This is a genomic window from Phycisphaerae bacterium, assembly GCA_041652575.1.
Classification (GTDB): Bacteria; Planctomycetota; Phycisphaerae; order Sedimentisphaerales; family UBA12454; genus UBA12454.
On record JBAZHC010000001.1, the window covers coordinates 108,952 to 123,007 of the forward strand.

The window sequence follows — 14,056 nt, forward strand, 5'->3', positions numbered from 1 at the left end:
GACTGATAAATGCCTTTGAGTAAAAACATAAAGATTTTCAGCGGTTCGAGTAATCCGGAACTTACAGAGAAGATATGCAAGTATCTCGAAGTGCCTATCGGCTGCGCTAAAATCGACAGGTTTCCCGACGGCGAAAAATTAATAAAGTGCGAAGACGATGTTCGCGGCAAGGATTGTTTTGTTGTGCAGTCCGGATGCAACCCAGTCGATGCGAATCTCGTCGAGCTTCTGATTTTTCTCGATTGCCTTAAACGCGCAAGCGCAAGCAGGGTAACCGCGGTTATACCGTATTTCGGTTATGCCCGGCAGGACAGAAAAGACGAGGGCAGAGTTCCGATAACAGCCAAGCTGGTTTCCAATCTTATAACCATAGCCGGCGCCGACAGGGTTCTCGCGATGGACCTTCACGCCGCCCAGCTTCAGGGATTTTTCGATATTCCGGTCGATCATCTTTTTGCCGAGCCTGTGCTGACGAAATATTTCGGAACCAAAAAGATTGATAACCTGACAATAGTTTCGCCAGACCTTGGCAATATGAAACGAGCGGCGAGATACGTCGAACATCTCAACGGCGAACTGGCTATAATTCACAAAAGACGCATAAACGGCAGAGAAGTCCAGTGCGAAGAAATTATCGGTTCGGTCAAGGGAAGAAATGTTCTGATGTGCGACGATATGATTTCAACCGCCGGTACGATATGTTCGGCCGCCAAACTTGTCAAGAAACAGGGAGCAAATAAGGTATTTGTAGGCGCCACACACGGCATATTCTCCGACAAAGCCGTGGAAAGGATAGCCGATTCTCCGATTGACGAGATAGTGGTTACGGATACGATTCCCCTGGGAGCGAATACCAAAAAGCTCGCCAATCTCAAGGTGCTGACCGTTTCGGATATACTCGGAGAAGCTATAAAACGAATACATAATAACGAATCTATAAGTGCAATGTTTGCGTAGTATATTGGTAACTTATAATTTATGCTGAAAATGAGGTAAAGATAACATGGCATCAAAAGAGCTGATTTTAAAGGCTGAAACAAGAACAGAGCGAGGGAAGAAACGTTCGGCGAAACTTCGTAAGGAAGGCAAAATTCCTGCCATAATTTATGGGCATAAACAAGAGCCGGAGGCTGTTGTCCTTAACGCTCATGATTTTGCCGAAGGCATCCGTCACGGACAAAGACTGCTTGACGTTGAAATTGGCGGAAAAACAGAAAAGCTGCTGATTAAGGAAGTCCAGTACGACTATCTCGGCAGGAGTATAATTCATACCGACTTAATCAGAGTCGACCTGAGCGAAAAAGTTACGGTTGAAGTTCCGCTTGTATTCAAGGGCACTCCAGTCGGCGTGAGTGAAGGCGGAGTTCTTGAAGAGCATCTCGCCAAGATTGAGATTGAATGTACGGTAACAGAAATACCTGAAACAATCGATGTTTCTGTAAAGGGTCTCAAGATTGACGAATCGCTTCATACACGCGATATCGTACTGCCTGCCGGGGTCAGGCTTGTGACAGCACCTGATATACTTGTGGTTGCCTGTCATGAACCTATTGTTATCGCTGAGCCGGAGGCTGAAGCAGTGGCTGGGGCAGAGCCGACATCTCCTGAGGTTATTACAGAAAGAAAACCGAAGGAAGGTGAAGAAGACGCTGAAAAGAAGGCTTAACGATTTTAACGAGCCGCAATGACAGGGCAGAAAAATCTGAATGGACGAGATTAAGTTAATAGCCGGTCTTGGCAACCCTGACAAGGAATATGAAGGAACCCGTCATAATATCGGGTTCGAAGTTATAGAAAAACTGGCTGAGAAATTCGGCATCGAACTGCAAAAAGGAAAGTTTGGTGCAGCCTTCGGCCAGACGGTTCTTGAAGACAAAAAGTTAATATTGCTGAAGCCGCTGAAATATATGAATAACAGCGGGCAGGTTATTGCGACGGTTGCCGGTTTTTATAAATTAGAACCGCAGCAGATATTTGTAATAACCGATGACCTCGCTCTCGAACCGGGTCTGATAAGAATAAGAGCGTCCGGTTCGGCAGGCGGACATAACGGGCTTGCCGATATCGTCGAGAAAATAGGTACCGAAAATTTCAGCCGGCTAAGAGTCGGCATCGGCGACAAAGGCCAAATGCAGGGAAGGGATTATGTTCTTTCCAGACCGGGTCAGGCGGAAAGAGAGCTTCTGAATCAGGCCGTCATACAGGCGGCAGAAGCGACGGTCTTCTGGGTCAGCAACGGCGTTGACGCGGCGATGACAAAATTTAATAAAAAGAACGCAGTAAAAGATAAATAAAAGGTTCTAAACCTGAAATACAGTATTGTGATTAAAAGAATTGTTTAAGGAGTGTTAATTTGGAAACCGTAACCAAGAGATTGTACGAGGCGTTGTTTCTCGTAGATTCCGGTGAGGCTGCTGCCGATTGGCAGGGCATAAATGACCATGTAAAAAAGATACTTGACCGCAACGAGGCGGAGATAGTCAGTATGCGGAAGTGGGATGAACGGCCGCTCGCATACGAGATTAAGGGCAAAAAGAGAGGCACTTATATTCTTGTCTACTTTAATGCTCCATGCGTAAAGTTGACCGCAATTGAACGGGACTCGCAGCTTTCCGAAAGAATTATGCGTGTGCTTATTCTCCGCGGCGACCATGTAACGCCGGAAGATATAGCAAAGGATACTCCCGCAATGCTTGCGGAAAAAGGACAAGTTGTCAGCGCTCCTGTCGAAAAAGCGATTGCCAAGGAAGTGATTGCTGAAGAAGAAGACGATGATGAAATACCGGATATTGACGCAAAGCTGGATTAGGCAAGAGCTTTTTGCGAAAGGAAGTTGTTATGGCGAATTTCAATAAGGTTATTCTGCTGGGTAATTTGACGCGGGACCCGCAACTGTCTTATCTGCCCAGTCAGACTGCCGTTGTGGATTTCGGACTTGCGGTCAATCGCCGCTGGACCGGCCAGGACGGTCAGCAGCGTGACGAAACATGCTTTGTGGACTGCAGGGCGTTCGGCAAGCCGGCGGAAACAATAAATAAGTATTGTAAAAAGGGCAAACCTCTGCTGGTCGAAGGCAGACTGACATTTGACAGCTGGACCGGACAGGACGGCGTCAAAAAAAGCAAGCTTAGGGTTACAGTGGAGACTTTCCAGTTTATGCCGATAGGCGGCCCAAGGCAGAGCGGCGGCGATACAGATGAATCCCATGCCCCGGCATCTGACGCTTCACAAAATGAGCCTCAAGCGGGCGGTGACGATATACCGTTTTAATTTGAGATTTGAAATTTTAGATTTTATTTTTAGGAGTAATTTAAGTGAGAGGTCAAAACTTTAAGAAAAAACCTGATAAGACGAACAGGAAGAAGAAACGCAGGGACAATGTCAGGGAACAGAATCAATGCAGGTTCTGCAGGTCGAAGACGAAATACGTTGATTACAAGGATACGGAGATTTTAGGCAAGCTGCTTACTCATCGGGGTAAGATTTTCTCTCGTAAGCGCAGCGGAAACTGTGCGAGTTGTCAGCGGAAGGTCAAGCTGGCGATAAAACGCGCCCGTTTTATAGGATTGCTTCCGTTTACAAGTTAATCGGCGGTTTTTAAACAGAAAATAAACCCAGACAGATTGGTTATTGGAGACGTTAGTATGAAGGTTTTACTATGTGAAGATGTTGAAACCCTCGGCTGGTATGGCGATGTAGTGAATGTCCGCCAGGGATATGCAAGAAATTATCTTTTGCCTCAGAGATTGGCGACAATTCCGACAGAAGCAAAAATAAAGGCTATGGCCGATGAGAAAGCCAAAAGAGCCGAGAAGAGAAAAGTTGTCATTGAAAATCTGAAGAAGGCCGCCGAAGCCGTCAATGGAGCCGAAGCCGTTATCGCCGCAAAGGCAAACGAGCAGGGCCATTTGTTCGGTTCGGTTACGGCAAAGGAAATTGCCGATAATCTTCGTCAGCAGGGTTTCGAAGTGGCTGAAAAATATGTTCGGATTGACGAACACATAAAAGAGGTCGGCCAGCATACCATTAGACTGAAATTTGCAGCGGATATTACCGCTACGGTAAAGGTTGTTGTAGTTCCGGAAAACGAGAATTCAGAAACGACCGATGGTTCAGAGACTCAGACAAAACCAGAATAAAAAGGCTCAAACTGCTGCACAAACGGATTCGTCAGCTTTGCAGCTTACCGGCAGGACTATGCCGGAATCGCTCGAAGCAGAAGCCGCGGTGCTCGGCTCGATGATACTCGACCCTGAATGTATAGGCCAGGTTGTTCAGCAGGTTACGGCCAACTCGTTTTATCGTATCGAACATCAGATGATTTTCGAGGCGATAGTCTCGTTGTGGGAAAAGAAAAATGACAAGTTCGACCTTTTGCTGCTGCGGGACGAACTGAAAAACCGCAAACAGCTCGAGGAAATCGGCGGGGCGGAATATCTTGTCAAAGTAGCCGAGGCGGTGCCGTCCAGCGCCAATGTCGAACAGTACCTCAAGATAGTCAAAGACAAGCAGATGATGCGCGAGCTTATTTCCGCGGCAGGGGAGGTATTGTCCGAGGCTTTCGAGGATATGGGCGAGGCGGCGGAAAAGCTCGACAGGGCCGAACAGAAGATATTCAACGTTACACAGAAAAAAATAAGCGGCTCTGCGGCATCAATCAAGGACCTTTTGACCGAGGCCTTCGAGGCTATCGACAGACGGGAAGGACATCATGTAACCGGCCTTCCGACAGGATTTGCCGAGATGGACGACCTGACATGCGGACTTCAGAACGGCGAAATGATTGTGATTGCGGGCAGGCCGAGTATGGGCAAAACAAGTTTCGCTATGAACATCGCCGAACATATCGGCGCAGATAACAATATACCTGTCGCGTTTTTCTCTCTTGAAATGAGCCGTCAGCAGCTCGCGGAGCGTATGCTTTGCGGCAGGGCGATGATGGATTCCCAGATTGTCCGAAAGGGTATGATTAGCGACAGTCAGTATCAGGAGCTTGTGCACGCAGCAAGCGAGCTAAGCGAAAAACCTATTTATGTTGATGATACGCCCGGCATAACGCCTCTGGAATTAAGAGGCAAGGCCAGAAGACTTCGCAGCCGGTTTGGAATCAAATGTGTTTTCATCGATTACCTGCAGCTTATGAGTATGGGCGGCAGAGTAGAGTCCAGGCAGCAGGAAGTAAGCGAGATAAGCAGATATTTGAAAGCTCTCGCAAGAGAGCTCGAAGTACCTGTCATTGTTTTAAGTCAGCTTAACCGTTCGCCGGAAGGAAGAGAAGGACACAGGCCGAGAATGAGCGACCTGCGTGAAAGCGGCAGTATCGAACAGGACGCTGACGTCGTTATGCTGCTCCACCGGGAAGATTATTATCATAGAGGCGAAACGGACTATGAAGATACTAACAGCGCGGAAGTAATCGTCGCAAAACAGCGTAATGGTCCGACGGATACGATAGAGTTGAGCTTTAACGGTATGTATACTCGCTTCGCCAATAAGACCAGAATCAAAGAACCTTTTTAATGGCGACGCTCGGTTAACGTGATGGATTTTTATAGGAAAGGGATTTTATGTTGAATTCCAAATGCCCTGGCAGGACTTACAGGCGGACTGGGTCGTTCTTTTTTATATTTATTCTATTATTTGTTCTTAATAATGCCGTACAGGCAGAATCAAACAATATCGCTCAGGCCGGCGATAGCAATCTTGCGCAGACAGAGCCGAGCAATGTTGAGCCGGCAGAGCCCGGCGATGCCGCGGCGCTCGAAAATAAGGTTATAGACAGTGTCCTGATACAGGGCAATATATACATCGGCAGCGAAAAAATATTATCGGCGATAAGAAGCAGGCAGGGTCAGCAGTTTACCGCTGCCGAGGCTCAGGAAGATATAAAAAGAATCGCCGCTATCAATGGCGTCGAATTTGCCTATTACAGTCTTGAACCCGTCGGTCAGAATGTAAAAATAATCTTTGTTGTAAAAGAGAAAAGAGTTATTCGCCAGATAACCTTCAGTGGAGACAGGAAAATCGGCAGCGATAAACTCATCGAAAAACTCGGATTCTCGAGGGGAGATTATATTGATAATCTTACAGCGAAAGCCGGGGCTGAAAAACTTACCGAATATTACAAAAAAACGGGCTATCCGTTTGTCAAAGTTGATTTTGACGATTCCGGCATAGAGCAGGGCAGACTAAATTATATAATCGAACAGGGCACAAAAGTTAAAATTAAGAAAGTGAAATTCGAGGGAAACGCCTCGATGAAAAAGAAAGAACTTCTAAAGGCAATCCGAAGCAAGCCGAGACAGCTTGGCTTCATCCAGAACTACTTCAAGCAGGATGTTGTCGATGACGACCTGATAAAATTGCAGCAGGCTTACGACAAAAGAGGTTACCTCGATACGAAAGTAACCGCCAGAACAGATTTCCGCAAAGACAAAAAAGGCGTCGATATTGTTTATGCCATTGATGAGGGCAGGCAGTATGACGTTGCCAAAATAGAATTTACCGGCAATAAATTTTTGAGCGACGCTAATCTGGCAGGTAACTTCCGGCTGAAAGAAGGAAAATTTTACAGCAATGAAAAGTCTGACCTCGACAGAGACGAAATTCTCAGGTTATATCGTGAGCAGGGATTTATAGATGTTCAGGTGCAATCGGGCAGACAGTTTACCGCAGACAACAAAATAATAGCAAAATTTGACGTAAAAGAAGGCGAAAGATTCCGCATAGGCCAGATAAATATTTCCGGCAACAAAACTGTGCAGGACAAGGTAATCAGGCGTGTCCTTGACGAAGATGATTTCAAGCCGGGCGAGTGGTATAATGCTCATATCGCTCAGGGTACAGGCGAAGGCCAGCTCGAAAAGGATATCAAAGCCGGGGTCTATACCGAAACTGCCACTATTACGCCGGTCGGAGAAAAACCGGGTCAGAAAGACGCTGAAGTCAGAATTACCGAGGGCAAGACCGGTTCGATACTTTTCGGTGCAGGCATCAGCAGTACGGACGGCCTGATTGGACAGATGGTTTATGAACAGAGGAACTTCGATGTAAAAAAATGGCCTAAAAACTGGCGAAAGTTCTTTTCTGAAAACGCCTTTAAGGGCGCAGGTCAGCGGTTAAGAATAGCGGCTGAGCCGGGTACTGAAGTGAGCCGATATTCAATCAGTTTTACAGAGCCGTATCTGAAAGATAAGCCGATATCAATGACTGTTGCAGGTTCGAACTGGGAAAGAGGAAGAGAAAGCTATAACGAGATGAGGCAAAAAGGCTATCTGGGCTTTACGAGGCGAATGAAAAAAGGCTGGTACAGAACTCTTGCGTTCCGGCTGGAGAATGTGGGTATAGAAGACATTGATGGCGATGCTCCAAAAGAGGTAAGGGATGTAAAGGGTGATAACTTTCTTGCCGGCATAAGGATTGGCTTTGGAAGAAACAGCACTGACAGCCAATTCAATCCGACAACCGGAAGGAATTATGAATTAAGTTACGAACAGGTCGGCGGAGACCATACATTCGGAATTCTTGACGGAACATATCGCTGGTACAAAACGCTGCGTGAGGACCTTGCCAGACGAAAAACCGTCCTCGAGACAAAGTTTTACGCTGCGACGATTGTTGGCGATGCCCCGCTGTTTGAAAAATTTTATGCCGGCGGCAGCGGCAGCGTAAGAGGTTTCGAATATCGCGGGATAAGTCCGCGTTCTGGCGCGGATAAAGACCCTGTAGGCAGCAGGTGGATAGCAACGGCCAGCGGCGAAGTTACAGTACCGCTGACGACCGAGGCGCTGTCTGCTCTTTTCTTTGTCGATACAGGTATGGTTGATACGGGCGGAATAAGAGTTGCTGCCGGTATAGGCATTCAGATTCTGCTGCCGCAGTGGTTCGGTCCTGTGCCGATGAGATTCGAACTTGCGACTCCGTTCATAAAAAGCGAAGATGATGATACTCAAATGTTTAGTTTCTCTGTGGGAACGTTATTTTAATCTGATATTTTTTTATGGATATAACTTAAGAAAGGATTGTTATGAATAAAAAAAATCTTGTAGTTGGAGCTATACTGGCAGGTTTTGGATTGCTTATTCTTTGCCTTGAATGTTCCGATGCGGCAAAGGATAAAACGACAGCACCGGCAAAAATCGGCATTGTGAGCATAAGAGAAATCTTCGATAACTGCGCGATGAAAACCGAGACCGAAAAAACTCTTGCTGCCGAAGGTGACAAGCGATTTGCCGAAATCAAGAAGCTTGAGCAGGATATAGATAATGATAAGACCGCCCTGGGCAAATTCAAAGAGGGCAGTCAGGAATATATGGATTTGCTTAAGGGCCTGATGATGAAACAGTCGCAGCTTGACGCCGGGAAAGAATTTTATCAGCAGGAATTTACCTTAAAGGAAATGCGCAGCAAAGAGGATATTTATCGGAAAATCCTTGACGTTATCGCAAAGGTCGCCAAGGAAAAAGGCTACGATATAATTTTGAACAGGGACGATAATTATCTTAATCAGCCGGAGACTTCGCCTCCTGCGCAGAATCCGACAGACCTTATTCTGACTACAAGAACGCATAAACTGCTTTATTTCAATAAAGACCTTGATATTACCGCTGAAGTGCTTATCGCTATGAACAGCGGCAGCAGTAAGTAATTAGTATTTTACCTTTTATCGGTGCAATTAAAGAAGATGACGGAATTAAAAAAAATTACTGTAAGCGAGATTGCTGCCGTTATCGGGGCAGAGCTTATCGGTTCTGGACAGGCAAATGTTGTCGGGGTACTACCTTTTGACGCTGCCGGGCCGGACAGTATTACCTTTGCCGCAGATGAAAAACTTTTGGAAACCATATCGCTCTGCAAAGCCGCCGCTGTGATTGTAAACAAAAAAACTGATTCGCCGATTCCGCTGCTTGTTGTGGACAATGTAGAGCGTGCCCTGATAGAGGCGCTTGAACAGTTTATGCCGACTCTTACGAAACCGGCGGCGGGAATACACAAAACCGCTGTAGTTGAAGCGGGAGCGATAGTAGATGCCACTGCCTCGATTGGCGCTCTTGCTTATATCAGAACAGGCGCCAAAATCGGGGAAAGAACTGTTATCGGCGCAGGCTGCAAAATAGGCGAAGGTTCGGTCATCGGCAAGGATTGCAGGCTTGAAGATAATGTGGTTGTGTATTACAAGTGCGTTATCGGAAACAACTGTATCATCGGCGCCAATGCCGCAATCGGCGCAACCGGATTCGGCTATTATTTTATCGACGGTCAGCACAGGCTGATTCCGCATACGGGGTCTGTTTTGATTGAAGACTGCGTGGAAATCGGCGCAAATGGCTGTATTGACAGAGCGAAATTCGGCAACACTATAATCGGAGCGGGAACTAAAATAGATAACCTTGTTCAGATTGCTCATAATGTAATAATCGGCAAGTGCTGTCTGATTGTTTCGCAGGCAGGCATTTCCGGCAGTACCAAACTCGGCAACGGCGTTGTCGTCGCGGGGCAGGCAGGCATAAGAGACCATATGACAATTGGCGACAGGGCCCAGATAGGCGCACAGGCAGGTGTAATGACTAATATTGGCTCGAATGAAAAAGTTGTCGGTTCGCCGGCCATAGATGTCAAAGATTTTTTTAGACAGGTGCTTCTGAAGCATAAACTGCCTGAAATGAGCAAACAATTGAAACAGTTGATAAAGAAGGTAGAAGAACTTGAAGCCGCAAAAAACAATAGCTGATCAGGCCAGGCTTTCCGGTAAAGGAATGTTTGGCGGCCAGGAAGTCAGGGTGCTTTTCCGCTCCGCTGATGTCGATACCGGCATTGTTTTTATCAGGAAAGATACGCCTGAACCTGTGCGGATAGAAGCTAATGTAAAAAATATCGGTGAACGCAGCAGAAGAACGGCGATAAAAAAAGGAGATGCGAGCATCGAGACCATAGAGCACTGCATGGCCGCCATAAACGCTCTTGAGATTAACAATATTATAATTGAAGTTGAAGGGCCTGAATTGCCGGGCTTTGACGGCGGCCCCGGCGAATACTTTAAAACCCTGAAGAAGTGCGGTTTTGTTGAACAATCAAAACCGCGAAAAGAGCTTGTGATTACCGAGCCGATTACTCTCTCCGATGGCGACGCTTCTATTTATGCACTTCCCGCCTCTGCCGATGAATTGCAGATTACTTATGATTTGGATTATACGAAACATACAGGCATAGGCCGGCAAATGCTTAGCTGTACGCTGACGACTGAATATTTCGAGACGAACCTGGCGCCTGCGAGGACGTTTTTACTCGAAGCCGAGGCGAAACAATTTCAGTCTCACGGCATTGGTACCCACTTAAGTCCGCGGGAAATTCTTGTTATAAATTCAGACGGCCCGATTAAAAACAGTTTTCGTTTCCCCGATGAGTGTGTCAGGCACAAGATTGTCGATTTGATTGGCGATATCGCTCTTACGGGAAGACATGTATGCGGAAGAATCGTAGCTTATAAAAGCGGCCACAGCCTTAATCAGAAGCTCGCGGCCAAACTGCTCCAAATAGCGGAACATCAGGACAGGATAACAAAAGCCGGAACCGATGCGCTGCTTGATATTCGCAGGATACAAAAAATTCTGCCGCACCGTTACCCGTTTCTGCTCGTGGACAAGATTATAGAAATTGACGGCGACAGGCTTATTAAGGGCGTCAAAAACGTAACTTATAATGAATTATTTTTCCAGGGGCATTTCCCCGGCACGCCGATAATGCCCGGCGTTCTTATTCTCGAAGCGCTTGCGCAGGTCTCTGGTCTGCTTTTCGCACAGAAGCTCGAACATACCGGAAAACTCGCGCTTTTGCTCGGTATGGATAATGTCAAGCTGCGAAAGCCTGTTGTGCCGGGCGACCAGTTGATTCTTATTTCCGAAGCGGTAAGAACCCGCAGCAAAACCGCCGTATGCAAATGTCTTGCTATGGTCGGAGACGTAAAGGCTGCCGAAGCCGAGATAAAGTTTATGCTCGTAGATGACGAGACTGTATAATAATTTTTTTCAGGAAAACAACGAAATGACTAAAATACATCCAACAGCGGTAATTGAACCAAGTGCTCAGCTCGGCAAAGATGTTGTGGTTGGGCCGAATTGTTTTATCGATTCCGGAGCGCAAATAGGCGACGGCTGCATTTTTGACGCCAATGTAGTAATGGGCAAGAATGTAAAAGTCGGTAAGAAAAATATATTTTACGCAGGCAGTGTAATCGGAAGGAATCCGCAAATGCTCGGCGCCACTCCCGATACTCCTTTTGGCGCTCTTGAAATCGGCGATGAAAATCTGATCCGTGAATATGTTACGATACACCCGAGCATCTTCATGGATGCCGCTACAAAAGTCGGGAATAATAATATGTTTATGGTCGGAGTACACATCGGCCACGACTGCATAGTCGAAAACAATACCGTCCTCAGCAATAATACACAGATAAGCGGACACTGCAAAATCGAAAACGGCGTCTGGCTCAGCGGCACAGTTCAAATTCATCAGTTCGTAACAGTAGGCAAATGGGCTTATGCGACGGCGCTGTCCGGACTCAATCACGATGTTCCTCCTTTTATTACCGTAAGCGGCCATTACCCGCCGGAAGTCAGATTGGTAAACGAAAGAGGAATGATCCGAGCAGGCCTCAACGAAGAGCAGAAAAGAGCGATTTTAGATGCCTTTAAGTTTTTGTATAAAAGCAAAACGCCGCTCCTTGAAAACGTCAAAACTCTTGCCGCAAAAGGCGGCCTCGATGAAAATGTGCAGGCAATGGTCGATTCTATCCTGAGAAGCAATGAGCACCGTTTCTGCAGACACCTTGAGTCGCTTAGAAGAAAAGGACATTAGCTTCAGATGGACAAAATCAGAACAGCCGTAGTCGGCGCAGGCAAAATGGGGCAAATTCACGCCAAGGTTCTCAGTAAACTGCCGCAAAGCAGTCTTGTCGCGATAGTCGATGTTCAGCAGGACAAGGCAAGGAAACTGGCCAAAGAATTTAAATGCGAATTTTTTACCGACCCCAAAGAAATCATCGGCAAAGTCGATGCTGTAACAATTTCCGCTCCGACCCAGAGCCATCTTGCTCTGGCCGAACTTTTCATAAGCAATCATATACCGGTACTCATCGAAAAACCTCTTGCCGCAAGCGCAGAGCAGGGCGAAAAAATCGTTTCACTTTCTAAAGAATACGATACTGTCGTCGCTGTAGGCCATTCGGAAAGATGTAATCCGGTCGTGCAGGCGATGAAAAGGCTGAAAATCGAGCCGAAGTTTATCGAAGCGACAAGAATCAGCCCGTATTCTTTCCGCTCGACGGATATCGGCGTTGTTCTCGATGTGATGATTCACGATATCGATATAATTCTCGCCCTTGCCCAAAGCCCCGTAAAAAAAGTCGATGCCTTCGGCGTAAATGTGATTGGAGATGCAGAGGATATTTGCAACTCGAGGATATTTTTCGAAAACGGCTGTGTCGCCAACGTTACCGCGTCGAGATTGGCACTGAAAACCGTAAGAAAAATTCGTGTCTTCAGCAGGCAGGCGTATTTAAGTCTCGATTTTTTCAAAAAAGAAGGCATCGTGATTAAAACGGACCCGAACGTTGACGCTGTAAAATGGGTCAAGGAAAAACAGGCTCTCGGCAATTTCGATTTCACAGGCGTAAACTGGCCCGACCTGCTGCATATAGAAAATCTCAGTATAGATGATAAGGAGCCGCTTCGTCTCGAGCAGGAATCGTTTTTAAATGCCGTTGCCGATAAAAACAATCGTCCCGAAGTAACCGCTGAAGAAGGCTTGGCCGCCCTCAAATGTGCCGAGGCAATTCTAAAATCCGTCAAAGAGCACAAATGGGACTGATAATTTTATAGTTTGAAATTCCTCGCTGTTTCCATAAATACCTGCATATTTTTCAACGGCGTTCCCGGCGGCAAATCGCAGCCTGTACTCAAAATAAAATTGGGATATTTCGCTGTTTTTTCCAATAAATCTTTTGTTGTCTCGGCGACCAGTTCCGGCGAGCCGTCTTTCATTATTTTTGTCGGATTGACATTTCCAATTACCACAACTTTTTGAGGTACTTTTTCAAGCATTTTTACAATGTTAACTCCTGTCTCCGGGGAATCTACACTCAATGCCCCAACGCCGCTTTTTACCATCCCGTCTATCAGGTGCATTGTATTGCCGCATATATGATAAATCGTATCTACGCCGGCGTATCTATAGATTTGCAGGATGTGATTTACATATTGACCGCTGAATCGCTCGAATTGCTGCGGCCCCAAAATTACTCCCGTCGGTTCAAGAATGCATATCATATCCGCCCCTGCGTTTACAAGGGAACGCGCGTATTCGATAATTATCGATGTGCTGAATTTGCATAGTTCATCGAGTTTTTCAGGATCGAGTATCGAATCCATCGCGACCTGCTGAGCGCCCTCGAGCAAACCGGCCAGCGTAACCGGACCAATAACATAAGCGCCGACAAGAACATTATCAGGCAGACCGAGCTTCATCATTTCGATGGTTTTTATATACGACTGAATTCTCGCATCGTGCAGAATATTTATCCGCCGTAAATAATCGAGGTCGTCAACATTGTTAATCGGATGATGTTCGACTGTGCTCGATTCGTGAGTCGGGAAACGTACAGGCAGCCCGAGCGCGTTCGCCTCGACAGAAAGGTCCATCATCATAAAGGCCGCATCCGGTTTTAGCTGGCTGACCAATGCCTCGATGCAGTTGTAATGCATACCGTAATTTTGCTGGGCGACTTTAATCGACATATTCAAAAGGTCGCAGCCCGGAAAACCGACCAGCGGCGCGGCAAGTCTTTTTTTCTCTGTATAAGCTTCAGCGGCAATCGCAGCGAGAGTTTTTCTTTTTATAAGCGAACTTATCATATTCTAATTCCTTAGGTAAAATCCGTTTAGAAATGCTTTACGTTATGTCTTAATTATATGAAATACGGAATCGGATAGCTCAATCTATCGGTTTGATTTTTTGTACTATCCTGCTGTTTTCGCCTTTTTTTAACGAATAAACGAGT

Annotated in this window: 15 protein-coding genes; 14 read left to right on the forward strand and 1 reads right to left on the reverse strand. The window is 46.4% G+C overall.

The genetic code is table 11. The features are described 5' to 3' along the window. Window positions 1–9: 9 nt before the first annotated feature. Genes WC496_00515 through WC496_00580 form a run of 14 tightly spaced genes read left to right on the forward strand, consistent with a single transcriptional unit; the run spans window position 10 to window position 12,867 of the window. Complete coding sequence (locus WC496_00515; protein MFA5291494.1) at window positions 10–957, forward strand: ribose-phosphate pyrophosphokinase; 948 nt, start codon at window positions 10–12, stop codon at window positions 955–957. A gap of 46 nt (window positions 958–1,003) precedes the next feature. Continuing rightward, window positions 1,004–1,666: a 50S ribosomal protein L25 gene (locus WC496_00520; protein ID MFA5291495.1), complete on the forward strand. Its 663-nt coding sequence runs from the start codon at window positions 1,004–1,006 to the stop codon at window positions 1,664–1,666. Between the two features lie 40 nt (window positions 1,667–1,706). Beyond that, the gene (gene pth, locus WC496_00525; protein MFA5291496.1) at window positions 1,707–2,294 is read left to right on the forward strand and encodes an aminoacyl-tRNA hydrolase; all 588 of its coding nucleotides are present in this window, start codon (window positions 1,707–1,709) and stop codon (window positions 2,292–2,294) included. Between the two features lie 59 nt (window positions 2,295–2,353). After that, a complete protein-coding gene (gene rpsF, locus WC496_00530) occupies window positions 2,354–2,809 on the forward strand; it encodes a 30S ribosomal protein S6 (GenBank protein MFA5291497.1) in 456 nt (151 codons plus the stop codon). Window positions 2,810–2,838: 29 nt separating this feature from the next. Then, window positions 2,839–3,270, forward strand: a complete 432-nt coding sequence (gene ssb / locus WC496_00535) for a single-stranded DNA-binding protein (GenBank protein MFA5291498.1) — start codon at window positions 2,839–2,841, stop codon at window positions 3,268–3,270. A 44-nt stretch (window positions 3,271–3,314) separates the two neighbouring features. Next, the gene (rpsR, locus tag WC496_00540; GenBank protein MFA5291499.1) at window positions 3,315–3,587 is read left to right on the forward strand and encodes a 30S ribosomal protein S18; all 273 of its coding nucleotides are present in this window, start codon (window positions 3,315–3,317) and stop codon (window positions 3,585–3,587) included. 57 nt (window positions 3,588–3,644) lie between these two features. Further along, complete coding sequence (gene rplI / locus WC496_00545) at window positions 3,645–4,139, forward strand: 50S ribosomal protein L9 (protein ID MFA5291500.1); 495 nt, start codon at window positions 3,645–3,647, stop codon at window positions 4,137–4,139. After that, window positions 4,108–5,520: a replicative DNA helicase gene (gene dnaB, locus WC496_00550; protein ID MFA5291501.1), complete on the forward strand. Its 1,413-nt coding sequence runs from the start codon at window positions 4,108–4,110 to the stop codon at window positions 5,518–5,520. Before rplI ends, dnaB begins: the two co-directional genes overlap by 32 nt. Before the next feature lie 47 nt (window positions 5,521–5,567). After that, entirely contained in the window at window positions 5,568–7,985 is a 2,418-nt protein-coding gene (locus WC496_00555) for a BamA/TamA family outer membrane protein (protein ID MFA5291502.1), read from the forward strand. A 41-nt stretch (window positions 7,986–8,026) separates the two neighbouring features. Beyond that, entirely contained in the window at window positions 8,027–8,647 is a 621-nt protein-coding gene (locus tag WC496_00560) for an OmpH family outer membrane protein (protein MFA5291503.1), read from the forward strand. 36 nt (window positions 8,648–8,683) lie between these two features. After that, on the forward strand, window positions 8,684–9,730 hold the full coding sequence (gene lpxD, locus WC496_00565) for a UDP-3-O-(3-hydroxymyristoyl)glucosamine N-acyltransferase (GenBank protein ID MFA5291504.1): 1,047 nt from the start codon (window positions 8,684–8,686) through the stop codon (window positions 9,728–9,730). Continuing rightward, window positions 9,705–11,015, forward strand: coding sequence for a UDP-3-O-acyl-N-acetylglucosamine deacetylase (lpxC, locus tag WC496_00570; GenBank protein ID MFA5291505.1), 1,311 nt, complete (start codon window positions 9,705–9,707; stop codon window positions 11,013–11,015). The genes lpxD and lpxC overlap by 26 nt, the downstream gene beginning before the upstream one ends. A gap of 25 nt (window positions 11,016–11,040) precedes the next feature. Then, complete coding sequence (gene lpxA, locus WC496_00575) at window positions 11,041–11,856, forward strand: acyl-ACP--UDP-N-acetylglucosamine O-acyltransferase (protein MFA5291506.1); 816 nt, start codon at window positions 11,041–11,043, stop codon at window positions 11,854–11,856. Between the two features lie 6 nt (window positions 11,857–11,862). Then, window positions 11,863–12,867 (forward strand): Gfo/Idh/MocA family oxidoreductase, encoded by a 1,005-nt coding sequence (locus WC496_00580; GenBank protein ID MFA5291507.1) that lies wholly within the window; start codon window positions 11,863–11,865, stop codon window positions 12,865–12,867. A 5-nt stretch (window positions 12,868–12,872) separates the two neighbouring features. On the opposite strand, the gene WC496_00585 is transcribed toward WC496_00580, so the two are convergent. Further along, window positions 12,873–13,910, reverse strand: coding sequence for a uroporphyrinogen decarboxylase family protein (locus WC496_00585; GenBank protein ID MFA5291508.1), 1,038 nt, complete (start codon window positions 13,908–13,910; stop codon window positions 12,873–12,875). Between the last annotated feature and the right edge of the window lie 146 nt (window positions 13,911–14,056).